The sequence below is a fragment of the Bradyrhizobium sp. USDA 4452 genome, assembly GCF_054063575.1.
The window spans coordinates 5,609,895-5,632,838 of sequence record NZ_JBSSGK010000001.1 but is presented as its reverse complement, the minus strand read 5'-3'; the positions used below and the strand labels follow the sequence as shown (position 1 = coordinate 5,632,838).

At 65.5% G+C, this 22,944-nt stretch carries 25 protein-coding genes; 12 read left to right on the top strand and 13 right to left on the bottom strand.

The annotated features are described in order from the left end of the window. Positions 1 to 60: 60 nt before the first annotated feature. A complete protein-coding gene (argH, locus tag ACVISU_RS26870) occupies positions 61 to 1,458 on the bottom strand; it encodes an argininosuccinate lyase (RefSeq protein ID WP_456708866.1) in 1,398 nt (465 codons plus the stop codon). A 128-nt stretch (positions 1,459 to 1,586) separates the two neighbouring features. Between argH and tlpA the strand changes: the two genes are divergently transcribed. After that, positions 1,587 to 2,267, top strand: a complete 681-nt coding sequence (gene tlpA / locus ACVISU_RS26865; RefSeq protein ID WP_456708865.1) for a thiol:disulfide interchange protein TlpA — start codon at positions 1,587 to 1,589, stop codon at positions 2,265 to 2,267. Here tlpA and ACVISU_RS26860 read toward each other — a convergent pair whose 3' ends face one another. From ACVISU_RS26860 to ACVISU_RS26850, 3 genes are all read right to left on the bottom strand, one after another. Continuing rightward, positions 2,268 to 2,456 carry a putative motility protein gene (locus ACVISU_RS26860; protein WP_456708864.1) on the bottom strand — a complete coding sequence of 63 codons (189 nt, stop codon included), beginning with the start codon at positions 2,454 to 2,456 and terminating at the stop codon, positions 2,268 to 2,270. 68 nt (positions 2,457 to 2,524) lie between these two features. Continuing rightward, on the bottom strand, positions 2,525 to 2,743 hold the full coding sequence (locus tag ACVISU_RS26855; RefSeq protein ID WP_456708863.1) for a helix-turn-helix domain-containing protein: 219 nt from the start codon (positions 2,741 to 2,743) through the stop codon (positions 2,525 to 2,527). A 10-nt stretch (positions 2,744 to 2,753) separates the two neighbouring features. Beyond that, on the bottom strand, positions 2,754 to 3,329 hold the full coding sequence (locus ACVISU_RS26850; RefSeq protein ID WP_456708862.1) for a DUF2975 domain-containing protein: 576 nt from the start codon (positions 3,327 to 3,329) through the stop codon (positions 2,754 to 2,756). A 198-nt stretch (positions 3,330 to 3,527) separates the two neighbouring features. Between ACVISU_RS26850 and ACVISU_RS26845 the strand changes: the two genes are divergently transcribed. Continuing rightward, on the top strand, positions 3,528 to 3,785 hold the full coding sequence (locus ACVISU_RS26845; protein ID WP_456708861.1) for a hypothetical protein: 258 nt from the start codon (positions 3,528 to 3,530) through the stop codon (positions 3,783 to 3,785). Positions 3,786 to 3,807: 22 nt separating this feature from the next. Here the strand turns inward: ACVISU_RS26845 and ACVISU_RS26840 are convergent, their stop codons facing one another. Beyond that, complete coding sequence (locus ACVISU_RS26840) at positions 3,808 to 4,665, bottom strand: LysR substrate-binding domain-containing protein (RefSeq protein ID WP_456708860.1); 858 nt, start codon at positions 4,663 to 4,665, stop codon at positions 3,808 to 3,810. A 105-nt stretch (positions 4,666 to 4,770) separates the two neighbouring features. Here ACVISU_RS26840 and ACVISU_RS26835 point away from each other — a divergent pair, with 105 nt between their 5' ends. From ACVISU_RS26835 to ACVISU_RS26825, 3 genes are read left to right on the top strand one after another with little or no spacing between them, the layout of a single operon-like run. Continuing rightward, entirely contained in the window at positions 4,771 to 5,154 is a 384-nt protein-coding gene (locus ACVISU_RS26835) for a tautomerase family protein (protein WP_456708859.1), read from the top strand. Beyond that, on the top strand, positions 5,151 to 6,362 hold the full coding sequence (locus ACVISU_RS26830) for a pyridoxal phosphate-dependent aminotransferase (protein WP_456708858.1): 1,212 nt from the start codon (positions 5,151 to 5,153) through the stop codon (positions 6,360 to 6,362). Before ACVISU_RS26835 ends, ACVISU_RS26830 begins: the two co-directional genes overlap by 4 nt. After that, the gene (locus tag ACVISU_RS26825) at positions 6,359 to 6,484 is read left to right on the top strand and encodes a hypothetical protein (RefSeq protein WP_283807399.1); all 126 of its coding nucleotides are present in this window, start codon (positions 6,359 to 6,361) and stop codon (positions 6,482 to 6,484) included. Before ACVISU_RS26830 ends, ACVISU_RS26825 begins: the two co-directional genes overlap by 4 nt. A 14-nt stretch (positions 6,485 to 6,498) precedes the next feature. Here ACVISU_RS26825 and ACVISU_RS26820 read toward each other — a convergent pair whose 3' ends face one another. From ACVISU_RS26820 to ACVISU_RS26800, 5 genes are all read right to left on the bottom strand, one after another. Further along, the gene (locus ACVISU_RS26820; RefSeq protein ID WP_050403462.1) at positions 6,499 to 7,380 is read right to left on the bottom strand and encodes a 3-hydroxybutyryl-CoA dehydrogenase; all 882 of its coding nucleotides are present in this window, start codon (positions 7,378 to 7,380) and stop codon (positions 6,499 to 6,501) included. Positions 7,381 to 7,627: 247 nt separating this feature from the next. Beyond that, positions 7,628 to 8,578: an electron transfer flavoprotein subunit alpha/FixB family protein gene (locus ACVISU_RS26815; protein WP_063695509.1), complete on the bottom strand. Its 951-nt coding sequence runs from the start codon at positions 8,576 to 8,578 to the stop codon at positions 7,628 to 7,630. After that, positions 8,578 to 9,327, bottom strand: a complete 750-nt coding sequence (locus tag ACVISU_RS26810; RefSeq protein WP_050403433.1) for an electron transfer flavoprotein subunit beta/FixA family protein — start codon at positions 9,325 to 9,327, stop codon at positions 8,578 to 8,580. The genes ACVISU_RS26815 and ACVISU_RS26810 overlap by 1 nt, the downstream gene beginning before the upstream one ends. Before the next feature lie 117 nt (positions 9,328 to 9,444). Next, positions 9,445 to 10,017, bottom strand: a complete 573-nt coding sequence (locus tag ACVISU_RS26805; RefSeq protein ID WP_456708857.1) for a cob(I)yrinic acid a,c-diamide adenosyltransferase — start codon at positions 10,015 to 10,017, stop codon at positions 9,445 to 9,447. Between the two features lie 51 nt (positions 10,018 to 10,068). Beyond that, positions 10,069 to 10,263, bottom strand: a complete 195-nt coding sequence (locus tag ACVISU_RS26800; RefSeq protein WP_050403431.1) for a twin transmembrane helix small protein — start codon at positions 10,261 to 10,263, stop codon at positions 10,069 to 10,071. 165 nt (positions 10,264 to 10,428) lie between these two features. On the opposite strand from ACVISU_RS26800, the gene ACVISU_RS26795 reads away from it, so the two are divergent. After that, positions 10,429 to 11,289, top strand: coding sequence for a YihY/virulence factor BrkB family protein (locus ACVISU_RS26795; RefSeq protein ID WP_456710903.1), 861 nt, complete (start codon positions 10,429 to 10,431; stop codon positions 11,287 to 11,289). On the opposite strand, the gene ACVISU_RS26790 is transcribed toward ACVISU_RS26795, so the two are convergent. Both ACVISU_RS26790 and gluQRS read right to left on the bottom strand, forming a co-directional pair. Next, a complete protein-coding gene (locus tag ACVISU_RS26790) occupies positions 11,216 to 12,580 on the bottom strand; it encodes an ATP-binding protein (protein WP_456708856.1) in 1,365 nt (454 codons plus the stop codon). The genes ACVISU_RS26795 and ACVISU_RS26790 overlap by 74 nt on opposite strands. A 130-nt stretch (positions 12,581 to 12,710) precedes the next feature. Continuing rightward, on the bottom strand, positions 12,711 to 13,580 hold the full coding sequence (gene gluQRS, locus ACVISU_RS26785) for a tRNA glutamyl-Q(34) synthetase GluQRS (RefSeq protein ID WP_456708855.1): 870 nt from the start codon (positions 13,578 to 13,580) through the stop codon (positions 12,711 to 12,713). Positions 13,581 to 13,846: 266 nt separating this feature from the next. On the opposite strand from gluQRS, the gene ACVISU_RS26780 reads away from it, so the two are divergent. Both ACVISU_RS26780 and ACVISU_RS26775 read left to right on the top strand, forming a co-directional pair. Further along, positions 13,847 to 14,500, top strand: a complete 654-nt coding sequence (locus tag ACVISU_RS26780; protein WP_050403428.1) for a DNA-3-methyladenine glycosylase family protein — start codon at positions 13,847 to 13,849, stop codon at positions 14,498 to 14,500. A gap of 120 nt (positions 14,501 to 14,620) precedes the next feature. Then, positions 14,621 to 16,234 carry a glycoside hydrolase family 17 protein gene (locus tag ACVISU_RS26775; protein WP_456710902.1) on the top strand — a complete coding sequence of 538 codons (1,614 nt, stop codon included), beginning with the start codon at positions 14,621 to 14,623 and terminating at the stop codon, positions 16,232 to 16,234. A gap of 9 nt (positions 16,235 to 16,243) precedes the next feature. Here ACVISU_RS26775 and ACVISU_RS26770 read toward each other — a convergent pair whose 3' ends face one another. Then, positions 16,244 to 17,131, bottom strand: coding sequence for a LysR family transcriptional regulator (locus tag ACVISU_RS26770; RefSeq protein WP_456710901.1), 888 nt, complete (start codon positions 17,129 to 17,131; stop codon positions 16,244 to 16,246). 175 nt (positions 17,132 to 17,306) lie between these two features. Between ACVISU_RS26770 and ACVISU_RS26765 the strand changes: the two genes are divergently transcribed. The 4 genes from ACVISU_RS26765 (at position 17,307) to ACVISU_RS26750 (ending at position 22,915) form a co-directional block, all read left to right on the top strand. Next, positions 17,307 to 18,278 (top strand): NAD(P)H-dependent flavin oxidoreductase, encoded by a 972-nt coding sequence (locus ACVISU_RS26765; protein WP_050403426.1) that lies wholly within the window; start codon positions 17,307 to 17,309, stop codon positions 18,276 to 18,278. Between the two features lie 30 nt (positions 18,279 to 18,308). Continuing rightward, complete coding sequence (locus ACVISU_RS26760) at positions 18,309 to 19,826, top strand: acyl-CoA synthetase (protein ID WP_456708854.1); 1,518 nt, start codon at positions 18,309 to 18,311, stop codon at positions 19,824 to 19,826. A gap of 103 nt (positions 19,827 to 19,929) precedes the next feature. Continuing rightward, the gene (locus ACVISU_RS26755) at positions 19,930 to 21,015 is read left to right on the top strand and encodes a DUF2855 family protein (RefSeq protein WP_456708853.1); all 1,086 of its coding nucleotides are present in this window, start codon (positions 19,930 to 19,932) and stop codon (positions 21,013 to 21,015) included. A gap of 112 nt (positions 21,016 to 21,127) precedes the next feature. After that, complete coding sequence (locus ACVISU_RS26750; protein WP_456708852.1) at positions 21,128 to 22,915, top strand: flavin-containing monooxygenase; 1,788 nt, start codon at positions 21,128 to 21,130, stop codon at positions 22,913 to 22,915. Positions 22,916 to 22,944 lie beyond the last annotated feature (29 nt).

The window sequence follows — 22,944 nt, the reverse complement described above, 5'->3', positions numbered from 1 at the left end:
AACATTGGCGTGCTCTGGCGAGAGGCGGAGACCCGAGAAATCACGGCTAAATTTTCGAGATCAGCCCAATTTTCGCTCTTTTTCCAGCCGCTTGGCCCAGGCTTTGGCCTGCGCCATCACATTCTTCGGCGCGGTGCCGCCAAACGAGGTCCGGCTCTTGACCGAGGATTCGACGCTGAGCACCCTGAGGGCGTCGGCGGTGATCTTCGGTTCGACCTCCTGCATGGCCTTGAGCGGCAGTTCGTGCAGCGCCACGCCCTGCGCCGAGGCGAGGCCAACGATGCGCCCGGTAACATGGTGGGCGTCGCGGAACGGCATTTTCAGGGTGCGCACCAGCCAGTCGGCCAGATCGGTCGCGGTGGCATAGCCCTCGCCGGCCGCTTGCTTCATCTTCGCTTCGTCCGGCACCAGATCCTCGACCATGCCGGTCATGGCGCGGATCGCGAGCGACAGCGCCTCGAACGCCTCCATGGCGCCCTGCTTGTCCTCCTGCATGTCCTTTTGATAGGCGAGCGGCAGGCCCTTCATCACGATCAGGAGCGCTGACAGCGCGCCGATCACGCGGCCGGTCTTGGCGCGCACCAGTTCGGCGGCATCCGGGTTGCGCTTCTGCGGCATGATCGACGAGCCGGTGGTGAACTTGTCGCTGAGCTTGACGAGACCGACCAGCGGCGAGGTCCAGATCACGATTTCCTCGGCGATGCGCGACATGTGCACCGCGCAGATCGCCGCCGCCGACAGCGTTTCCAGCACGAAATCGCGGTCGGACACCGCGTCGAGCGAATTGGCCATCGGCCGGTCGAAGCCGAGCGCCTTGGCGGTCGCCGTACGATCGATCGGGAATGAGGTGCCGGCGAGCGCGGCCGCACCCAGCGGCGATTCGTTCAGCCGCTTGCGCGCATCGGCAAAGCGGCCGCGGTCGCGCCCGGCCATCTCGACATAGGCCAGCAAATGATGACCGAAGGTCACGGGCTGCGCGGTCTGCAGATGGGTGAAGCCCGGCATCACGGTTCCGGCATGCTCCAGCGCGCGGGCGACCAGCGCCTGCTGGAACGCGGCCAGCGCCGCATTTGTCTCGTCGATGGTGTCGCGGACATAGAGCCGGAAATCGGTCGCGACCTGGTCGTTGCGCGAGCGCGCGGTGTGCAGGCGGCCCGCCGCAGGCCCGATCAGTTCGGACAGCCGCGACTCGACATTCATATGGATGTCCTCGAGCGCGCGCTTGAAATCGAAATCGCCCTTGCCGATTTCTGACAAAATCGTGTCTAGACCTTTGCCGATATTTTTCGCATCAGCTGACGTGATGATGCCTTGCGCAGCGAGCATCGCGGCGTGGGCCTTGGACGCGGCAATGTCCTGGGCATAAAGGTGACGGTCGACGTCGATGGAGACGTTGATTTCCTCCATGATCGCGTCGGGACGCTCCGAGAACCGGCCGCCCCACATCTTGTTGCTCATGACATTTCGCTCACGAATTTGTATTTCAGGCCGTGCTGTTTCCTGCGCCGGAGTGGCGAAACAGCGTGGCGGTTCCGGACGTATTCCCGGCACTGCATAGCCATATCTGACCCAGGATGACAAACGATATGCCCGAGACGACCCCATCCGAACCGATCGTCAAGCCGACGGCCAAATGGCGCATCCCGCTGGTGATCGGCGCCGTGCTGGCCGGGGCCGTGATCGGCTATGTCGGGGTCTCCGGCCTCAGGCATCCCGCCGGTGGCGACGTCGCGTGCAACAGCGCGGTGGATCTGGCCAAGAAGATCGCCCCGCTCGCCCATGGCGAGGTGGCGGCGCTGACCATGGCGACCACCCCCTTGAGGCTGCCCGACCTGACCTTCGAGGACGCCAACGGCCAGCCGAAGAAACTCTCGGATTGGCGCGGCAAGACCGTGCTGGTCAATCTGTGGGCGACCTGGTGCGTGCCCTGCCGCAAGGAAATGCCGGCGCTCGACAGCCTGCAGACCAAGCTCGGCGGCAAGGATTTCGAGGTGGTCGCGATCAACATCGACACCCGCGACCCGGACAAGCCGAAGAACTTCCTGAAAGAGGCCAATCTGACCAAGCTTGACTATTTCAGCGATCAGAAAGCCAAGGTCTTTCAGGACCTTAAGAACATAGGCAAGGCGCTCGGCATGCCGACCTCCGTGCTGGTCGACGGCAAGGGCTGCGAAATCGCCAATATCGCCGGTCCCGCCGAATGGGCGAGCGATGATGCGATCAAGCTGGTGAAGGCGGCGCTGGCTCCGGCCGCGGCGGGGTTCTGATCAGGCGACGGCGTTGAGGTTGCCGCCGATGCCGGGACCGAGATTGGCGGTCGACGGCGTGCCGAGCAGGGTCTGAACCGCGAACTTTTCCGCGTCGAGGTTCCGCTTGGTCACACGGGTCGCGATCTGCCCCTGCAAATTGCCCTGCTGCATCGACAGGATGCTCGACACCATGCTCATCATGTCCATACGCGGCACTCCCAAACCCGCCCTTGCGTAGCGCGCGAAAGTTAATGTTTGGGTAACGGATGGCCGCGTCAGGCTGACGCATCGTCGTCTTCATGGCGCAGCAAGTCACCGGGCTGGCACTGCAGGTAGGTGCAGATCCGTTCCAGCGTGACGAACCTGACGCCCTTCACCTTGCCCTGCTTGAGCAGCGACAGATTGGCCTCGGTGATCCCGACATATTCGGCGAGTTCCTTCGATTTCACGTTGCGCTCGGCGAGCATCACGTTGAGCCGGACCCGGATCGGCATCGCAGCGGCCTCAGACGAATTGCGCGTGCTCGTCGGCGATCGCATTGGCTTCGGCCATCACCCAGGCCGTCACCGCAACTAGACCCGCGAACAAGAGCGCCAGCAGCATGTCGGAACCGAGCGCGATGACGATGGACTTGCCCTGCGCGTAGGTTTGCCAGCTCAGCAGGATCGACAGCAGCGCGCCGATCACCGGCTTCAGCAAGGTCGAGACCAGCATCGCGATCGCAAGGTCACGCAATCCGGCGACGTTTGCGGCCGTGAAGAAGCGCCCTGCCGCGAACGATGTGAAAGCGCGGCGCACGCGCGACAAGCCCCAGATCAAACAGGCGAGCGGCAACGCCGAGACCAGCAGAGCCATCAGGCGGACAAGCCAGCCGATCGGATGGAACGCAATGCCGGTCAGCCCCGCATCGCGCAGGATCGCCTCATCCGGACTCCCCAGCCAATAGACCAGCAATCCGACCGCGAGCACGAACGAGATGCCGGTACACGCATAGGCGAGCACGCGGCTGACCGCACGGATGCGTTCGAGGCGGGCCGGCCGCGCGGATGGGGAAAGCTCTGGCGAGAGGGACGCGGACATGGCTCAACCTCGGGATTGCTGATCTGATATTATTGTTTTAAAATAATTAATATCTGCAAGTCAACATGCCTTAGGAGATGAAAGTTTATGCTCGTTCGTCCCGCTCACGCCGTCTGGGCCGTCCTTCTATTGACGACAACCGCACATGCGCAGCCCTCGACATCGCACGGGCAGATCTCGGTCGCGCAGGTCAGGGCCATGCTGGACCAAGCCGCGACCAATCCGACCGCGCGCCAAACGATGACGGCCTATCTGGCCGGTACCGGCGAAACCGCCGGCTGGCTGCTCGATGCCGCTCGCGGCCTGCCCCCCTGCGCGCGGCGGCTGACGCTCGACGCGCAGCAGGCGCGGGATGCGATCGCAGGCACGGCGGCCACCGCTGCGACCGAGACACCGGCCACGCCGCTGATCATCCACGACATGCTCGAGCGCGCGGGATGTCGCCTGACAGACTGAGGAGCGGACAATGCGTGCGCGATCAGGCCGCGTTCGCCGCGAAGGCCGCGCCGAGGGTGCGCAATGCCTGGCGGGTCCGCGCATCCGACAGTTTCGAGTGCAGCATGACATCGCGGGACGGCAGTGGCGGCAGGCCGAGCTTTGGTCCGAGGTCGATGGTGTCGGCCGGCGCCACCCGGCGCGCCAGCGCGGCGACGGCGAGCCCTGCTGAAATCGCGGCGCCGATCGTCGAAAGCCCGCCACCGACGAACGCCTCTGTCCAGGCGATGCCGGCGGCGTCGAGCGTCTCGACCGCCATCGCGCGCACGCTACAAGGCTCGGCTTGCGTTGCCAGGCGCAGCGGCTCGCCGGGCCGATGGTGAAAATCGGGCGCAGCCATCCAACCGAACGGTTCTTCGAACAGCACGTCGCCATCGCGGCGCCTGGCATCGTGGCGCAGCACGATCGCGGCATCGAGCTTGCCGTCGTCGAATGCGCCGAGCACCGAACGCGACGTATCGACATGCAACTGGATCACGAGACTCGGGTCGGTGCTGTTCATCCGTTTCAACAGTGAGGCAAGTTCCGAACCGACGATGTGGTGGCTGATGCCGACGACAAGCCGGCGGCGTTCGACCGCAAACGACCCGATCGCCGATTGATGCGCCGCGACCAGATTGCGCGCCGCCCCGAGAAATGCGGCGCCTTCAGCGGACAGCCGGACCAGCCGCGGCGTCCGCTCCAGCAGCCGGCGGCCGAGCCCATCTTCCAGCCGCCTGACCTTCAGGCTGATCGCGGACTGCGTGGTCTCCATCACCTGCGCCGCGCGTGTGAAGCTGCTGAGGTCCGCGACCAGGACGAAGGCCTGCACCGCCTCGACGTCGAGCGCTTTCATGATCATACATTTAAAAATGAAATCATTGAAATACATTATCATGCCGTTTTTAAATGATCAACGAACTCCTAGGATCGGCGCAGTCAACAATTGCCACCAGGAGACAACATCATGCCGCTGACCCGTGTCTCGCTGCGACGGGGCAAGCCCGCCGCCTACCGAAAAGCCATTCTCGAGAGCCTCTATCGCGCCATGCGCGAGACCTTCGATGTGCCGGAAGGCGATCGCTTCATGACGATCTCCGAGCGCGATGGCGACGATTTTGCCTATGGCGCGGACTATCTCGGCATCAGGCGCAGCGACGACTTGGTCATCATCCAGATCACGGTCAGCAACACCCGCCCGGTGGCGCAGAAGCAGAAGCTCTATCGACGGATCGCCGAACGGCTGACGGAAAGCCCCGGCCTGCGCACTGAAGACATCTTCATCAACCTCGTCGAGGTGCTCCCCGAGAACTGGTCGTTCGGCAACGGTGAGGCGCAGTACGTCCGATGACGCCGACACCGATCCTCTCGCCGCGCATGGACGGCATCAACGCCTCGCCCGCATCGGTGCTGCGCCGCCGCGCCCGCGAACTGCGCGCCGCCGGGCGCGACATCATCGAGCTGTCGTCGGGCAATCTCGACTTCCCGACACCGGACCATGTGATCGCGGCGGCCCATGACGCAGCCTTGCGCCGCGAAACCCGCTACACCGATGTCGACGGCACGCCGGAACTGAAGCGGGCGGTGCAGGCCGCACTGCTGCGCGACCATCGTCTCGACTATCGGCTCGACGAGATCGTCATCACCAACGGCTCGACCCAGGCGCTGTTCAACGCGCTGCTGGCGACCCTGGCGCCCGAGGATGAGGTGATCGTCCCCGCGCCGTACTGGGCGCCCTATCTCGGTCAGGTGCGGCTGGCGGGCGCGACGCCGGTCGTGGTGCCGTGTGCGCAGAACAACGGCTTTAAGCTGCGCGCGGAGGATTTGCAGGCGGCGATCTCGGCGCGAACGCGCTGGATCGTGATCAACAATCCGGTCAATCCATCCGGTGCGCTGTATTCTTCGGAAGACCTCTCCGGGATCGCTGCGATCCTCCTGCAGCATCCGGACATCTGGGTACTCGCCGACGGGCTCTACGAGCACATCACGTTCGACGGTGCGCCCGCGCCGACGCTTGCGGAGATCGAGCCGCGCCTGAAGCCGCGGACGCTCACCGTCAGCGGCCTCGCCAAGAGCTACGCCATGATGGGATGGCGGATCGGCTATGCCGCCGGACCATCGGGGCTGATCCGCGCGATGATCACGGTCCAGTCGCAGACCACCTCCGGCGCCTCGTCGATCAGCCAGGCCGCCGCGGTCGCCGCGCTCGAGGGCGCGCAGGATGTGCTGGCCGAGCGTGCCGCCATCCTTCGCACGAGGCGTGATCGCTTTGCCGACCTCGTGAACGGATGCAGCGGGCTTTCCTGCACGCCGCCCGAAGGCACGTTCTATCTGCTGGTCAGTTGCGCCGGCGCGATCGGCAAGCGCGCGCCCGACGGCAAGCTGATTGCGACCGATCGCGATTTTGCGACCTATCTGCTTGAGCAAGCCGATCTGATGGTGTTTCCCGGCGAGGATCTCGGGCTGTCGCCCTACGTCCGGCTCAGCTTCGCCAATCCGTCACCTGTCATCGAGGAAGCGGGAAGACGGTTGAAGCGTGCCTGCGAGGCCTTGCAATGACGGCACATGGCCAGAGCCAGCGCCTCGCGCTGGCGGCGCATCTGCTCGGACTTGGAACGGGTGTGGCGATGATTGCAGGTCTCGTGCCCGCGACGCTTGCGCTGCTGCGGGCACTGACCTGAAACGAGAGTGGTGATTACCGGGTCGGGACCGGCTTGTCGCCGCGGTAGTCGTAGAAGCCGCGCTGGGACTTGCGTCCGAGCCAGCCGGCCTCGACATATTTCACCAGCAGCGGGCACGGCCGGTACTTGGAGTCGGCGAGCCCCTCATGCAGCACCTGCATGATCGACAGGCAGGTGTCGAGGCCGATGAAGTCGGCGAGCTCGAGCGGGCCCATCGGATGGTGCGCGCCGAGCTTCATCGCGGCATCGATCGCCTCGACGTTACCGACGCCCTCATACAGCGTGTAGATCGCCTCGTTGATCATCGGCAGCAGAATGCGGTTGACGATGAAGGCGGGGAAATCCTCCGACACCGCGACCTGCTTGCCGAGCTTGGCGACGAACGCCTTGGCGGTGTCGAAGGTCGTGTCGTCGGTGGCGATGCCGCGGATCAGCTCGACCAGCTCCATCGCCGGCACCGGATTCATGAAATGAATGCCGATGAATTTCTCCGGGCGGTCAGTCGAGGCGGCAAGCCTTGTGATCGAGATCGATGACGAGTTGGTCGCGACGATCGCTTCCGGCTTCAGCACCGCGCAAACCTCGTGGAAGATCTTGCGCTTGGTCTCTTCCTTCTCGACCGCGGTCTCGATCACGAGATCGCAATCGGCCAGCGCATCGATCGTCTCGGCGGAGGCGATGCGGTCGAGCGCCTGCTTGCGGTCGCTTTCGCTGATCGCCTTCTTGGCGACCTGGCGGGTCAGATTGCCGTTGATGGTCGCCAGTGCCGCCTTCAGCCGGTCGGCGGACACGTCATTGAGCACCACGTCGAAACCGGCCAGCGCCGCCACATGAGCAATGCCATTGCCCATCTGACCCGAACCGATCACGCCGACCTTCTTGATTGCCACCGTCATCTTGTCATCCACCGGAACGGCGCGCATGTCGCGCCTGCCCAATTCCAACGATACCCGAAGTGCAGCCTTCCGGGTTGCCCAATCCGCCGGAAAACGCTTCCCGGGACCATGATGTGATTACGACGTAATCGCACCCGATCCATCTTTCCCCGCCGGACACGATCCTTTCGGAAAACCGTTTCCGGATAGTTGCCCCAAGAGTAATAACACCGGCCGGAGCTTACTCACCCGGCCGGTGCTTTGTCGCTTACTTTCCGAGCTTGCCGAGCGCCTCGGTCAGCTCCGGAACCGCCTGGTAGAGGTCGGCGACCAGGCCGTAATCGGCGACCTGGAAGATTGGCGCGTCCTCATCCTTGTTAATGGCGACGATCACCTTGGAGTCCTTCATGCCTGCCAGATGCTGGATCGCGCCGGAGATGCCGACCGCGACATAGAGTTCCGGGGCCACCACCTTGCCGGTCTGGCCGACCTGCCAGTCGTTCGGCGCATAGCCGGCGTCGACCGCGGCGCGCGAGGCGCCGACGCCGGCGCCGAGCTTGTCGGCGAGCGGCTCGATGTACTTGGCGAAGTTCTCGCGGCTCTGCATCGCACGTCCGCCCGAGACGATGATCTTGGCCGAGGTCAGCTCCGGACGGTCGCTCTTGGCGACTTCCTCGCCGACGAACGTCGACAGGCCCGGATCGGCGGCGGATGCAGCGTTCTCGATCGCCGCGCTGCCGCCTTCGCCGGCCGCGGCGAAGGTCGAGGTGCGGACGGTGATGACCTTCTTGGCGTCCTTCGACTTCACGGTCTGGATCGCGTTGCCGGCATAGATCGGCCGCTCGTAGGTGTCGGGCGCAACGACCTTGATGATCTCGGAAACCTGCATGACGTCGAGCAGCGCTGCGACGCGCGGCATCACGTTCTTGAAGCGCGAGGTCGCGGGCGCGACGAAGGCGTCATACCCCGGCGCCAGCGCTACGATCAGCGCGGCCAGCGGCTCGGCAAGATCGTGCTCATAGGCGGGGCCTTCGGCCACCAGCACCTTGGTGACGCCGGCAAGCTTGGCGGCGGCTTCGGCCGCCGCCTTGGTGCCCTGGCCGCCACCGGCAACCAGCACATGGACGTCGCCGCCGAGCTGGCTCGCCGCGGTCAGCGCCTTGTTGGTCGAGTCCTTCAGGGTCTCGTGGTCGTGTTCGGCAATCAACAGCGTCGTCATCAGAGAACCCCGGCTTCGGTCTTGAGCTTGTTCACGAGTTCGGCGACGTCCTTAACCTTGACGCCCGCCTTGCGGCCCGCCGGTTCCGCGGTCTTCAGCACTTCCAGACGCGGCGTCACGTCGACGCCGTAGTCGGCGACGCTCTTGTCGTCGATCGGCTTCTTCTTCGCCTTCATGATGTTGGGCAGCGACGCATAGCGCGGCTCGTTGAGGCGCAGGTCAGTGGTGACGATCGCCGGGCCCTTGAGCTTGATGGTCTGCAGGCCGCCGTCGACTTCGCGCGTGACCTTGAAGTCGGATCCTTCGACTTCGAGCTTGGAGGCGAAGGTCGCCTGCGACCAGCCGAGCAGCGCAGCCAGCATCTGACCGGTCTGGTTCGAATCGTCGTCGATCGCCTGCTTGCCGAGAATGACGAGGCCGGGCTGCTCCGCCTCGACCACGGCCTTGAGGATCTTGGCGACCGCGAGCGGCTCGACGCTGCCTTCGGCCTTGACCAGGATGCCGCGGTCGGCGCCCATCGCAAGCCCGGTGCGAATGGTCTCGGAAGCCTGCGCCGGTCCGATCGACACCACCACCACTTCGGTCGCCTTGCCGGCTTCCTTCAGCCGCAGCGCTTCCTCGACGGCGATTTCGTCAAACGGGTTCATCGACATCTTGACGTTGGCGAGCTCCACGCCCGTCCCGTCACTCTTGACGCGGACCTTGACGTTGTAGTCGACGACCCGCTTTACCGGCACAAGAACCTTCATCGATCCTCTTTCGCTTTGATTTTATGGGTTTCGGTTGGCTGGCGCGGAACCTAAAGGTCCCGTTTCCCCCGGTCAACGCGGCAAAGCCAAAAAACCGTCCCTCGGTTTTGAACCAGTTTAGCGGTTCTGGCCCGGCACCCACAACACGTCCCCGGCCCCTTTATTATTCTGGAAGCGGCTGGCAACGAATAGGAAATCCGACAGCCGGTTCATATACTGGATGCCAGCTTCATTGACCGGCTCGTCCGGTCGGGCGGCGAGTTCCACCATCATCCGTTCCGCGCGGCGACATATCGTCCGGGCGAGGTGCAGATATGCGGATGCAGGCGTCCCGCCGGGCAGCACGAACGAGGTCAGCGGCGCGAGCTGGTCGTTGAGGCTGTCGATGTCGCGCTCGAGCCGCTCGACCTGGCTCGCCAGCATCCGCAGACGTTCAGCCTTGCCCTCGCGCTCGGGCACCGCAAGGTCGGCGCCGAGATCGAACAGATCGTTCTGGATCCGGCCGAGCATCGCATCGAGCTCGGGACTGTCGGCCAGATGCAGCCGCACCACGCCGACAGCGGCATTGGTCTCGTCGACGGTGCCATAGGCGGCAACCCGCAGATCGTATTTCGGCCGCCGCTCGCCGGAGCCGAGCGCGGTGGTGCCGTCATCGCCGGTGCGCGTGTAGATCCGATTGAGAACGACCATGGCCGTGATCTCCTAAGGTTTTGCGCATCGCGCCCGCCGCTCGAAAGCGCTCTAGCGCCCCATCGCCCAGACCGCGAGCATCGCGATGACGATGGCGACGAACTGAAACAGCACGCGCAGCCGCATCAGCTTCTGCGATGTGTTCGGCGAGCCGCCCTTCATCATGTTGACGAGGCCGAGCAGAAGCACCAGCGCGACGGCGCCGACGGCGATGGGAAGAATGATCGTGCTGAGGACAGATGTCATCTGCGGTACATAACACCGCAGGACGCGGACTTCCACACGGCGGCAGATGCAACCAACTGGCTTTTCACTGCGTAATATCAGATGCTGGGCCCGTCCTCGGACCGAGCGGTTGTCGACAATGCCGGGTGGAATGTGAAGCAGCTTCGTTACGTCACCCACGTCGTGATGGATGCCTTTTACACGTTCCTCGCCGACGACGGTTGGGCGATCGCGAGCCACATCGCGCTGTCGACCCTGATGGCGCTGTTTCCGTTCCTGATCGTGCTGACCTCGCTGGCCGGCTTCTTCGGCTCCAAGCAACTCGCCGACCAGGCAGTCGGGCTGTTGCTGCAGGTGTGGCCGGATCAGGTCGCCGGGGCGCTGTCCGGCCAGATCCACGATGTGCTGACCAATACCCGCGGCGACATCCTGACCATCGGCGCGGTGCTCGCGGTGTACTTCGCCTCCAACGGCGTCGAGGCACTGCGGGTGGCGCTGAACCGCGCCTATGCCGTGATCGAGCCGCGGCGCTGGTACTGGCTGCGGCTGGAATCGATTGGCTACACGCTGGTTGCGGCGTTCACCTCGCTCGCGATGGCATTCCTGATCGTGCTCGGACCGCTGATCATCGAGGCGGCGCGACGCTACATCCCGTTCTTCGTCGAATCGAACGAGAGCCTGCTCAACACCGCACGTTACGGCATCACGATCCTCGCGCTGGTCGTCGCGCTGTTCATCCTGCATGCCTGGCTGCCGGCGGGCCGCCGCGGCTTCACGCAGATCCTGCCCGGCATCATTTTCACCGTGGTGGCCTCGCTGATCTCGGGCATCGGCTTCGGCATGTATCTGGCGCGCTTCGCCAACAACTACGTCACGATGTATGCGGGGCTCGCATCGGTGGTGATCGCGCTGGTGTTCCTGTATTTCATCGCCGCGATCTTCGTGTTCGGCGGCGAATTGAACGCTTCGATCATCAAGTCGCGGTTGCCGCGCGGCGTGACGCTTCAAGCAGCGCAGTCGCGAGCGCCCGCGGAGAAACAGGCTTGACCAGGAAGGCGTCGGCACCGGCGGCGCGCGCCGCGGCTTCGTCCTCGGCTCGGCCGGAGATCCCGACGATCACGATGCCGCCCTGCGGCGGCGGCAGCGCGCGGATGCGCTTGATTGCCTCGACACCGCCGATGCCGGGCAGCACCATGTCCATCAGTACGGCGTCGAAGGCCCCCTGTGCGAGCCGCTCCGGCGCACCCTCGGCCTGACCGACGAATTCGGCATGGTGACCAAGCTCGGTCAGGATCGTGTTGAGCACGACGCGACCGAACGGATTGTCCTCGACGCTGAGCAGCCGCAGCCCCTGCGATGACGGCACCGCTGCGCCCTCGCGCGCCGGCGCGCCGGCCGGTGCTGCGGCCGAAGCCAGCACCACATTGAGCGTGAAGACGGTGCCGCCGCCTGCACGCTGGGCCACGGCGATGTCGCCGCCCATGGCGCGCGCGAGCTGCCTGACCGAGGAGAGGCCGAGCCCTGCGCCGCCGAATCGCGCGGCGATCGTGACATTGGCCTGCGAGAACGGCCGGAACAGGCGCTTGACCTCCGATAACGTCAGGCCGATGCCGCTGTCGGAAATCGTAAAGGCAACGCCGATTCGGCGCCCCGCCTTGCCCTTGGCCTTTCCCTTGGCCGCACGCACCGGCGCGACGTGCAGCTCGATGCTGCCCTGCTCGGTGAACTTGACGGCGTTGTCGATCAGGTTTTCCAGCGCCGCGCGCAGCCGGACGGGATCGCCGACCGCAAACGTCGGCAGCTTCGCGGAGATCTCGACCGAGGCCCGCAATCCCTTGGCTGCGGCGCGGCCGGCCAGCGAATCGCCAGCATGGCGCGCCAGCGTGCGCAGGTCGAAGAAGTCCTGCCGGATCTCGAGCCCCGGCCCCTCGCTCCGGGCGGCGTCGACGAACAGGGTCGCGAGGCTCGCCAGATGCTCGGCCCCGGCCTTGATGGTATCGACCCAGCGCCGCTCGCGCTCGCCGAGATCCGACGTCGCAAGCAGGTTGCTGATCGCGAGGATCCCGGTCAGCGGGGTCCGGACTTCATGGGCAAAGGCGGCAAGCGCGGTCTCGACCATGCCCGGCGCGGCCTTCGGGGCAGCCCGCTTGCGGCTCGGCTTGACCGCGCGCGTCTTGGCGGAGCGCATCTTGGCGGAGCGCGTCTTGGCGGAGCGTGTCTTGGCAGTGCCTGTCTTGGCAGTGCGCACTTTGGCGGGCCGCGTTTTTTCGGCGCGCGCCTCCGGCGGCATCCCTTTGGACTGCCGCTTGCTGCGCCGTACGCGCGATTTTGACGCCATGGTCTCCGTGATCCCCGCCCCGGACAACAACATGGCATGCCAAACGTGCCGGAGTCACGGCGCGGTTTGCGGTGCGCCACAGCAGAGCCCCGTGATGGTAACCATGCTGTTTCGCGAGCGCGGGCGGGATCTATCGCAAGCCGACCAGGCGGCGAATATCGGCCGGGCTGGCGCCCTCCGCCCGCAGTTCGCGCAGTCCGGTCGCCCGGGTCGATTTCGACAGCTTTTGGCCGGCGGCGTCCAGGATCAGTGCATGGTGCAGGTAGGTCGGCACAGGCAGGCCAAGTAGTTCCTGCAGCAGCCGATGCACGCTGGTCGACCAGAACAGGTCAACGCCCCTGACCACATCGGTGACGCCTTGCAGCGCGTCGTCGATCACGACCGAGAGATGGTAACTGGTTGGGGTCTCCTTGCGCGCCAGGATCACGTCGCCCCAGGCCTCCGGCCGGGCCGCCACGTCCCCGGTCTTGCCGGCCGGGCCCTCGCCTGCCTCCCGCCAGCGCAGGCCGCCGCTGCGGGCGCATGCCGCGGTCATGTCGAGCCGCAGCGCGAACGGCGCACCTTGCCCGATCAGCCGGTCGCGCGCCTCGGCCGCGAGGGATTTCGCCGTTCCCGGATAGAGCGGCGCGCCGTCCGGATCGCGCGGCCATGCACCGCCGGCCTCGCGTTCCGCGACCAGCCGCGCGACCTCGGCGCGGCTCTCGAAGCTCGGATAGACCAGTCCCTGCGCCGCCAGACGATCGAGCGCCGCGCGATAGGCGGCAAAATGCTCCGACTGCCGCCGCACCGGGGTCTCCCAGGCGATGCCGAGCCAGGCCAGATCCTCATAGATCGCCTGCTCGAACTCGACCCTACAGCGCGTCGCGTCGATGTCCTCGATCCGCAGCAGGAAGCGTCCGCCCGAATCGCGCGCCAGATCGTGGTTGAGCAGCGCCGAATAGGCATGGCCGAGATGCAGGTAGCCATTCGGACTCGGTGCAAAACGGAAAACGGGTGGCATAGCGTTTGATCGTTCGTCATTGCCGGGCCCCGCCCGGCGATCCTTGTTTGGGCATGATCTTCGCGCGAACGCCCTGCGTTTGTCGCGCGGGAAAACCGGTTTCCACTTTTCCGGACCATGCGGCTGGACAAGACTCTGTTACGGTAGGAGATGGATGCGCGGGTCCCGGCTCCGCCAAGGCTTCGCCGAGGCCCTCGCATCCAGGCCCGCCGGAGCTTTAGCAGAGGCGGCAAGCCCGCGCATGACGAGCCAATGCAGATCCCGCAATGCTGATCCATCTCGAAACCCAGGCCGACCTCGACGACGCCATCCACAAGCTGGTCGACCAGGATCGACGGCTGCGCCCCATCCTCGAGCTGACCGGCATGCCGACGATCCGGCAGCGCGAGCCGGGGTTTGCGGGACTTGCTGCGATCATCTGCGGCCAGCAGCTGTCGACCGCGAGTGCTGCCGCGATCTGGGGCCGCGTCAGCCAGGCGTTCGACCCGTTCCACCATGATACGATCCGCAAGGCGCGGGCCGACCGGCTCGGCCGGCTCGGGCTCTCCGCGGCCAAGATCAAGACGCTGAAGCACATCGCGCGCGAGCTCGCCGAGGAGCGGCTGAACCTCGACGTGCTCGCCAACGAAGAGGCCGATGCCGCGCACAATACGCTGACCGCGCTGCCCGGGATCGGCCCGTGGACCGCCGACGTCTATCTCTTGTTCTGCCTTGGCCATGGCGATGCGTGGCCGGCGGGCGACCTCGCCGTGCAGGAAGCGGTCAAGGTCGGGCTCGGGCTGAAGGAGCGGCCGACGCCGAAGCAGATGGCCCCGCTTGCGGAGCCGTGGCGTCCGCTGCGTGGCGCCGCCGCACATCTGTGGTGGGCATATTATCGCGTATTGAAGAATCGCGAGGGCGTGATCGCCGGTGCAAGGTAGGTCGTGGAGAAAACACTCCAACTGCGTAGTCGCCTGATATAGCATCGGCCGACCAATACTTGTTCAATTGCCGGCCTCGCCCATTTTTGCCCACGCATCCTTCCTCCAAGGGGGACAGACCTGCTATCGCTTCGCATCCCGCTGACGCTTCTTCTGATATCCCTCGGGGCTATCGCCGCGGCGTGGTGGCGGCTGGGCATCCCGGTCAGCCTGCCTCGCGCACCGATTGACCCAAATGACAAAGTTCAGTGCATCTCCTACGCCCCGTTCCGCAACAATCAGACATCGCTTTCGCCGGAGACGCAGGTCTCGCCAGAACAGATCGCGGAAGATCTCGCGCAACTCGCGAAGATATCCAATTGCATCCGGACCTACGCGACCGATCTCGGACTCGACCAGATTCCCGGGCTCGCAGCCAAGGCGGGGCTGAAAGTCATTCAGGGCATTTTCCTGGATCGGGACCGCAAGAAGAATGCGACACAGGTCGAAACCGCGATACGCCTCGCCAAGGAATATCCGGACACGATCACAGCACTCGTGGTTGGCAACGAGGTTCTGCTGCGCAAGGAAATGTCGGTGTCCGACCTCACTGCCATGATCCGCTCGATCAAGGCCCAGGTCAGCGTTCCCGTGACCTATGCCGACGTCTGGGAGTTCTGGCTGAGCAATCGCGAACTTTACGACGCGGTCGATTTCATCACGATTCACATCCTGCCATATTGGGAGAATATCCCAATCCCCGCGGAGCATGCCGCGGCTCATGCTGACGAGATTCGACGGCAGATTGCGGCGGTCTTTCCCGGCAAGGAAATCCTGATCGGCGAATTCGGCTGGCCGAGCGAAGGGCGCATGCGCGAATCGGCGCTGCCCTCGCGGACCAATCAGGCGCGGGTGGTCTCGGAGGTGCTCGACCTTGCGCGGCGCGAGCATTTCCGCGTCAACCTGTTCGAGGCCTACGATGAAGGATGGAAGCGGGAGATCGAGGGCACGATCGGCGGAACCTGGGGACTGTTCGATTCTGACGCGCGCGCGCTGAAATATCCGCCCGGACAACCGATCAGCAACTTTCCGCTCTGGAAACTGCAGATGGTCAGCGGAATGGCGCTGGCGATCCTGGTGTTCGGCGCCGCGTGGCTGACCTTGCGCCGCAAGCCCAGGGAGCCAAAGGAAGCAAGACTCGCATCATGGCTTGCGGTCGGGCTATCGGCGACCACAGCCGGAATCCTGTTTGGGGTGGCCGCCCAGAAAATGGTCTATGAAAGTTACGGCACGGGTGGCTGGCTGCTGTGGGGCTCGCTGCTGGCAGCGGCAACGGCTTCGCCGGTGCTTGGCGCCAACGCCCTGATGTCGGGTCGCGCATCGCCCAGCTTTCTCGAATTGCTGGGTCCGACCGGCCACCACACTGGGTCGGTGCTGGTCACCATGCACGGACTGGCCTTGATCGTCACCACAGTGGTCGGGACCGCGACCGCACTTGGCCTCGTGTTCGACCCGCGCTTCATTGATTTTCCCTTCGCGCCTTTCACGATGGCCGCGGTGCCGTTTGCGGCGATTGCGCTGCTCAATCCTCCCACCAAGGGAATCCGTCCGCTTGCGGAATCGATATTTGCCGGCATTTTTGTCGTGGCGGCGATCTATGTTGGCTTCAACGAAGGACCGGAGAACTGGCAGTCGCTGTGGACTTGCGCTGCTCTTCTGCTGCTTGCGGTGACGTTATGGCGGGCGCGCGCGTGAGACTACGCTCTAACCGCGCAGCCTGACGCGGTCCTCGCGTGCGCAATCGGTGACGAAGCCGATGACGGCGCGCACCGAGGGAAGCTCGACCAGGTCGGGATGGGCGAGCAGCCAGAGATCGGAGAGGCTCGACAGCTTCTGCGGCGCGACCCGCACCAGATCGGGATAATCCGCCCCGACCAGGCAGGACAGCGCGCAAATCCCGAGCCCGGCCCGCGCCGCCGCGAGCATGTCGCCCTGCGAGGAGCAGCGCATCACCAGCGTGCCCTGCCGCGTGATGACATCGCTCCATTGCGCCAGCCGCGCATTCGAGGCCTGGTCGGCAAAGCCGATCACGCTGTGCCCCCGCCACTCGTCCGGCCGCTCCGGCAACTTGCGCCCGGCGGCATAACCGCGTGACGCGTAGAAGCCGGCGCCGAGCCGTCCGATCTTGCGCCCGATCAGGTTCTCGTCCCCGGCATCGACCGGCCGCAACACCACGTCGGCCTCGCGGCGGCGCGCGCTCGCCGGAAACGGGTGGGTGATGATCTCGAGCTGGATGTTGGCATGATCGCGCAGGAACGGCCCGAGGCGCGGCATCAGCCAATGCGCCGCCAGCGTGGCGCCGATCGACAGCTTCACGACGCCGCGGGCTTGCTCCCCGGTGGCGGATGCGGACGCCTCCGCGCGCAGGGCTGCCGCCGCCATCACCTCGGTGTGCTCGCGGAATTTGCGGCCTTGCGACGTCAGCGACAAGCCGTCATTGGATCGGGCGAACAGACGGGTCCCGAGCTGCTTCTCGAGCGCCGCGACGTTGCGGCCGACGGTGGGATGGCTGATACGCAGCCGCCGCGCCGCGCCGGCGAAGCTGCGCGTCTCCGCCACCGCGACGAACGTCTTGCAAAGCTCCCAGTTCATGCCGCCGCCCGCGCCGTTGTTCATTTCTGGCTAATGATCTGTTCAATATTGAACGCCATGACGCAGCCGTCCAGCCTTATATTGCCGCGCCAAGGGAGCCGCCGCTTCCGGCCATCACAACAAATCGCGATTCGCCCCGGCACCGGCCGGGCGGTACGCATGGAGGATCCGAACAATGCCGCTGCCCGCCTCGCTCGCCAACAGGCTCGAACTGCCGGTGGTCGGTTCCCCGCTGTTCATCGTCTCGGGGCCCGAGCTCGTGATCGCGCAGTGCAAGGCCGGCATCGTCGGCTCGTTCCCGGCGCTCAACGCCCGCCCGGTCGAGAAGCTCGACGAATGGCTCACGCGGATCGAGAACGAGCTCGGCGAGTACCAAGCGCTTCACCCGGAAAAGAAGGTCGCGCCCTACGCGGTCAACCAGATCTGCCACGCCTCCAACGACCGGCTGATGCACGACATGGAAACCTGCGTGAAGCACAAGGTGCCGATCATCATCACCTCGCTGCGCCCGCCGTCCGAGATCGTCGAGGCCGCGCATTCCTATGGCGGCGTGGTGTTCCACGACGTCATCAACGTGAAGCACGCCCGCAAGGCCGCCGAGCAGGGCGTCGACGGATTGATCCTGGTCTGCGCCGGCGCCGGCGGCCATGCCGGCACGCTGTCGCCGTTCGCGCTGGTGCGCGAGGTCAAGCAGTGGTTCAAGGGTACCATCCTGCTGTCGGGCGCGATCTCCGACGGCTGGAGCATCGCATCCGCGCTCGCGCTCGGCGCCGACCTCGCCTATGTCGGCACCCGCTTCATCGCCACCGAGGAAGCCAACGCCGACATCAGGTACAAGCAGGCGCTGACCGAATACGCCGCGCACGACATCGTCTATTCGAACCTGTTCACCGGGGTTCACGGCAACTACCTCGGACCCTCGATCGCGGCCGCGGGCCTCGATCCGGCCAACCTGCCGGTCGCCGACAAGTCCAAGATGAATTTCGGCTCCGGCGGCAACACCAAGGCCAAGGCCTGGCGCGACATCTGGGGTTCGGGCCAGGGCATCGGCCAGATCACCGACGCCCCGCCGGTGGCCGAGCTGGTGACGCGGCTGAAGGCGGAGTACACCGAGGCGCGCAGCGACTTCCTGCGGGCCAGCGCCTGACGCCCGGACAACCGCCTGGAGAAACCCGGCATGATCATCAGCGGCGATAGACAGATCAGCTATGGCGACATTCACGCCCGCATCGCGCGGGCGGCGACCGGCTTCCGCGCGCTCGGCGTGCAGGGCGGCAAGCCGGTCGGCATGATGTTGCGCAACGATTTCGCGCTGTTCGAGGTGGTCGCAGCCTCAGCCGCACTCGGCAGTCCGGTGGTACCGATCAACTGGCACCTGAAGGCCGACGAGGTCGGCTACATCCTGTCCGACAGCGGCGCCGACACGCTGGTCTGCCACGCCGACCTGCTGCCGCAGATCCGCGACGGGTTGCCGCCGGGGATCAAGCTGCTGGTGGTGACGACGCCGCCGGAGATCGCCGCAGCCTATGGCGTGGCGCCGGAGCTCACGCGCGTGCCCGATGGCGTCGCCGACTGGGATCAATGGCGCGACACCCATGCCCCGCTGGCCGACGCGCCGCTAGGCGCCGCGCCGATGTTCTATACGTCGGGCACGACCGGACTGCCGAAGGGCGTTCGGCGCAAGCCGATGCGTCCCGAGCAGCTGCCGGCGGCGGCCCGCATCGGTGCGCTCACCTACGGCATCAAGCCCGATGAGGATCAGGTGATCCTGATGAACGGGCCGATGTATCATTCGGCCCCGCATTCCTACGGCATGCTCGCGTTCCGTAACGGCTGCAGCATCGTGCTCGAACCGCGCTTCGATCCCGAGGATCTGCTGCAACTGATCGAGCGTCACCGCGTCACCCACATGCACATGGTGCCGACCATGTTCGTGCGGCTGCTGCGGCTGCCGGAGGAGACGCGGCGCCGCTACGACCTGTCGTCGCTGCGCTTCATCATCCATGGCGCGGCGCCCTGCCCGGTCGACGTCAAGCGCGCCATGATCGAGTGGTGGGGCCCCGTGATCAACGAATATCTCGGCTCGACCGAGACCGGCATCCCGGTCTGGCATTCGTCCGCCGAGGCGCTGGCCAAGCCCGGCACCGTCGGGCGGGCGATCGAGGGCGGCATCGTCAGGATCTTCCGGCCTGACGGCACGCCATGCGACATCGGCGAGCCCGGCGAAATCTTCATGCGTCAAACCTTGATATCGGACTTCGACTATCACGGTAACGCCAAGGCGCGCGCCGAGGCCGATCGCGAGGGCCTGATCAGCGTCGGCGATGTCGGCTATCTCGACGCCGACGGCTATCTGTTCCTGTGCGACCGCAAGCGCGACATGGTGATCTCGGGCGGCGTCAACATCTACCCCGCCGAGATCGAGAACACGCTGATCGGCATGGACGGCGTCCGCGACTGCGCGGTGTTCGGCGTGCCCGACGACGAATATGGCGAGCGGCTGTTCGCCTGCGTCGAGCCGGAAGCGGGCGCTGCGCTGTCGGTCGCGGCGATCCAGGATTTCCTCCGCGGCAAGCTCGCCAATTTCAAAGTGCCGAAGGACATCCGCTTCATAGGCGCGCTGCCGCGCGAGGCGACCGGCAAGATCTTCAAGCGCAAGCTGCGCGACCTCTACCGCGAAGGGCAGCTTCGCTGACGAGGTGACGGTGAGGCGAACGGCGTTTGAAACTTAGTTGCTGTTGCAAACGCCCGGCGATCGACGCAACGATGCGCCCGCATCCGAAGCCGGGATCATCGCCATGAACGCCACTGACTTCATCGTCATCCGCAACGACCTGCAGCAATGCAAGGTGATCGAGACGCGATTGCCCGATGCGGCGGCGCTGCCGGACGACGCGCTGCTGGTGAAGGTGACCCGCTTCGCCTTCACCGCCAACAACATCACCTACGCCGTGATCGGCGAGCAGCTGAAATACTGGCACCTGTTCCCGGGGCCGGATGGCTACGGCATCATCCCGGTGTGGGGCTTTGGCGAGGTGCTGGCCTCGAAACATCCCATGATCGCAACCGGCGAAACGCTGTTCGGCTATTTCCCGATGGCGACCCATCTTGTCATTGAGGCCGCCGACGTCAGCAAGCGCGGCTTGCGCGATGCGGCCGCGCACCGCCAGGAGGTCTCGCCGGTCTACAACGCCTATGCCCGCGTCTCCGGCGATCCGAGCTATGCCGGCCAGCAGGGCGATTTCCGCGCGCTGCTACTGCCCTTGTTCATGCTCTCGTTCCTGGTCGACGACTTCCTCGCCGAGAATGAATTCTACGGCGCGCGCCGCGTCATCCTGTCGTCGGCCTCGAGCAAGACCGCGTTCGGGCTCGCCCATCTGCTGCACAAGCGCGGTATCCGCGTGATCGGGCTGACCTCGAAGGGCAATGTCGATTTCGTCAATTCACTCGGCTGCTACGACGAGGTCGTCACCTATGACCGGGTCACCGCGATCCCGCCGGCTGAGCCGGTCGCCTATGTCGACATGGCCGGCAACAGTGCGTTGCGCGAGGCCCTGCACCGGCACTTCGGCGCGCAGATGGTCTATTCCGGCCGGGTCGGGCTCACCCATCGTGCGAGCGAGCCGGACGAGGCGACGCTGCCCGGCGCCAAGCCGGTGTGGTTCTTCGCACCCGACCAGATCCGCAAGCGCGCCAAGGAATGGGGTCCCGGCGGCATCGACCAGCGCTTCGGCGCCGCATGGACGGAGCTCGTGCCGCATCTGCCCAACTGGCTCGATGTGGTCGAACGGCGCGGCCCGGCCGCGGTGCGCGAGGCCTATCTCGATACCCTGCAGGGCCGCGTTCCGCCGGATCAAGGCCTGATCCTCTCGCTGGCCGAATAGGCGATATCCCGTCACGCCCTTTCTGCAACCTTGCCAATGGGTATAGGCTTGCGGGCAAGGGAACGCCGCCAAGAAAACGTCACCAAGGGCGGCCGATGACGAGAAACGCCCAATGCTCGACAAGACGGACGATATTTCGGTCGCCGCCGACAATTGGCTTGTGCAGTTCGAGGATGCGCTGGCGGGCCCCGACGATGTGCTGCTGAAGCCGCTGTTCCATCCCGAGAGCTACTGGCGCGACGTGCTGGCGCTGAGCTGGAACATCCAGACCGTCAACCGCGCCTTTGCCATCGTCGAGGAACTGCCCGCACATGCCCGCCGGAGCGCGCCGCATGATTTCCGCATCGACGCCGAGCGCGCGCCGCCCCGCCGGGTGATGCGCGCCGGCACCCAGGCAATCGAGGCGATCTTCAAGTTCGAAACCGCTGTCGGCCGCGGCCACGGCATCGTGCGGCTGATCCCGGATGCTGCCGACTGCGATCGGCTGAAGGCCTGGACCTTGCTCACCGCACTGGAGGAGCTGAAGGGATTCGAGGAGCAGCAGGGACACACAAGACCGCGTGGACAGGCCTATTCCCGCGACTTCCGCGGCCCCAACTGGCTCGACCTGCGCAAGGCATCCGCGGAATATGCCGGCCGCGATCCCGACGTGCTGGTGGTCGGCGGCGGACAGGCCGGGCTTGCGATCGCCGCGCGGCTGCAACAGCTAAAGATCGATGCGCTGATCGTCGACCGCGAAGCCCGCGTCGGCGACAATTGGCGCAAACGCTACCATGCGCTGACGCTGCACAACCAGGTGCAGGTCAATCATCTGCCCTACATGCCGTTCCCGCCGAACTGGCCGACCTACATCCCGAAGGACAAGCTCGCCAACTGGTTCGAATCCTATGTCGATGCCATGGAGCTGAACTTCTGGACCGGCACGGAATTCGCCGGCGGCAGCTATGACGAGGCAACGGGGCGTTGGACTGTCGAGCTGCGCCGCGCCGACGGCACGACGCGCAAGATGCAGCCGCGCCATGTCGTGATGGCGACCGGCGTCAGCGGCATTCCGAACGTGCCTGATATCCCGTCGCTGCAGAATTTCTCCGGCAAGGTCATGCATTCCAGCGGCTATGAGGACGGCGAGCATTGGGCCGGCAAGCGCGCGCTGGTCATCGGCACCGGCAACAGCGGCCACGACATCGCGCAGGATCTGCATTCCTCCGGCGCCGAGGTGACGCTGGTGCAGCGCTCCTCGACCCTGGTCACCAATATCGAGCCGTCGGCACAGCTTGCCTATGCCGCCTACAATGAAGGCTCGCTCGAGGACAACGATCTGATCGCAACCTCGATGCCGCTCGCGCTCGCCAAGCGCAGCCATGTGCTGATGACCGAGCAGTCGAAGGAGTTCGACAGGCCGCTGCTTGACGGTCTCGCACGCAAGGGCTTCAAGCTCGATTTCGGCGACGGCGGCACCGGCTGGCAGTTCAAGTACCTGACCCGCGGCGGCGGCTACTACTTCAACGTCGGCTGCTCCGACCTCGTCGCCAGCGGCGCGATCGCCCTGAAGCAGTTCGCCGATATCGAGACCTTCGTGAGCGACGGCGTCCGGCTGAAGAGCGGCGAGACCGTTGCCGCCGACCTGATCGTGCTCGCGACCGGCTACCGGCCGCAGGAAGAGCTGGTGAAGCGGCTGTTCGGCGAGGCGATGGCCGCGCGGGTCGGCCCGATCTGGGGCTTTGGCGACGGCCAGGAGCTGCGCAACATGTACACCCGCACGCCGCAGCCCGGCCTGTGGTTCATCGCCGGCAGCCTCGCGCAATGCCGCATCAACTCGCGCTATCTCGCGCTGCAGATCAAGGCGATCGAGGAGGGCCTGCTGCCGCGCGACGTCGGGCCGGTGGCGAAGCTGACATAACCAACATCGTCATTCCGGGATGCGCGCAG

What these genes read in the sequence shown, in the direction of transcription:
- ACVISU_RS26850 (WP_456708862.1), bottom strand. Translation starts at nt 3,329, where the DNA reads ATGTCCGCGTCCCTCTCGCCAGAGCTTTCCCCATCCGCGCGGCCGGCC.
- ACVISU_RS26805 (WP_456708857.1), bottom strand. Translation starts at nt 10,017, where the DNA reads ATGGTCGTTCTCAATCGGATCTACACGCGCACCGGCGATGACGGCACC.
- ACVISU_RS26835 (WP_456708859.1), top strand. Translation starts at nt 4,771, where the DNA reads ATGCCGCTGACCCGTGTCTCGCTGCGACGGGGCAAGCCCGCCGCCTAC.
- ACVISU_RS26800 (WP_050403431.1), bottom strand. Translation starts at nt 10,263, where the DNA reads ATGACATCTGTCCTCAGCACGATCATTCTTCCCATCGCCGTCGGCGCC.
- ACVISU_RS26750 (WP_456708852.1), top strand. Translation starts at nt 21,128, where the DNA reads ATGCTCGACAAGACGGACGATATTTCGGTCGCCGCCGACAATTGGCTT.
- ACVISU_RS26795 (WP_456710903.1), top strand. Translation starts at nt 10,429, where the DNA reads ATGGATGCCTTTTACACGTTCCTCGCCGACGACGGTTGGGCGATCGCG.
- ACVISU_RS26825 (WP_283807399.1), top strand. Translation starts at nt 6,359, where the DNA reads ATGACGGCACATGGCCAGAGCCAGCGCCTCGCGCTGGCGGCGCATCTG.
- ACVISU_RS26820 (WP_050403462.1), bottom strand. Translation starts at nt 7,380, where the DNA reads ATGACGGTGGCAATCAAGAAGGTCGGCGTGATCGGTTCGGGTCAGATG.
- ACVISU_RS26840 (WP_456708860.1), bottom strand. Translation starts at nt 4,665, where the DNA reads ATGATCATGAAAGCGCTCGACGTCGAGGCGGTGCAGGCCTTCGTCCTG.
- tlpA (WP_456708865.1), top strand. Translation starts at nt 1,587, where the DNA reads ATGCCCGAGACGACCCCATCCGAACCGATCGTCAAGCCGACGGCCAAA.
- ACVISU_RS26815 (WP_063695509.1), bottom strand. Translation starts at nt 8,578, where the DNA reads ATGACGACGCTGTTGATTGCCGAACACGACCACGAGACCCTGAAGGAC.
- ACVISU_RS26765 (WP_050403426.1), top strand. Translation starts at nt 17,307, where the DNA reads ATGCCGCTGCCCGCCTCGCTCGCCAACAGGCTCGAACTGCCGGTGGTC.
- ACVISU_RS26855 (WP_456708863.1), bottom strand. Translation starts at nt 2,743, where the DNA reads ATGCCGATCCGGGTCCGGCTCAACGTGATGCTCGCCGAGCGCAACGTG.
- ACVISU_RS26760 (WP_456708854.1), top strand. Translation starts at nt 18,309, where the DNA reads ATGATCATCAGCGGCGATAGACAGATCAGCTATGGCGACATTCACGCC.
- ACVISU_RS26755 (WP_456708853.1), top strand. Translation starts at nt 19,930, where the DNA reads ATGAACGCCACTGACTTCATCGTCATCCGCAACGACCTGCAGCAATGC.
- ACVISU_RS26770 (WP_456710901.1), bottom strand. Translation starts at nt 17,131, where the DNA reads ATGAACTGGGAGCTTTGCAAGACGTTCGTCGCGGTGGCGGAGACGCGC.
- argH (WP_456708866.1), bottom strand. Translation starts at nt 1,458, where the DNA reads ATGAGCAACAAGATGTGGGGCGGCCGGTTCTCGGAGCGTCCCGACGCG.
- gluQRS (WP_456708855.1), bottom strand. Translation starts at nt 13,580, where the DNA reads ATGCCACCCGTTTTCCGTTTTGCACCGAGTCCGAATGGCTACCTGCAT.
- ACVISU_RS26790 (WP_456708856.1), bottom strand. Translation starts at nt 12,580, where the DNA reads ATGGCGTCAAAATCGCGCGTACGGCGCAGCAAGCGGCAGTCCAAAGGG.
- ACVISU_RS26845 (WP_456708861.1), top strand. Translation starts at nt 3,528, where the DNA reads ATGCTGGACCAAGCCGCGACCAATCCGACCGCGCGCCAAACGATGACG.
- ACVISU_RS26860 (WP_456708864.1), bottom strand. Translation starts at nt 2,456, where the DNA reads ATGGACATGATGAGCATGGTGTCGAGCATCCTGTCGATGCAGCAGGGC.
- ACVISU_RS26810 (WP_050403433.1), bottom strand. Translation starts at nt 9,327, where the DNA reads ATGAAGGTTCTTGTGCCGGTAAAGCGGGTCGTCGACTACAACGTCAAG.
- ACVISU_RS26830 (WP_456708858.1), top strand. Translation starts at nt 5,151, where the DNA reads ATGACGCCGACACCGATCCTCTCGCCGCGCATGGACGGCATCAACGCC.
- ACVISU_RS26780 (WP_050403428.1), top strand. Translation starts at nt 13,847, where the DNA reads ATGCTGATCCATCTCGAAACCCAGGCCGACCTCGACGACGCCATCCAC.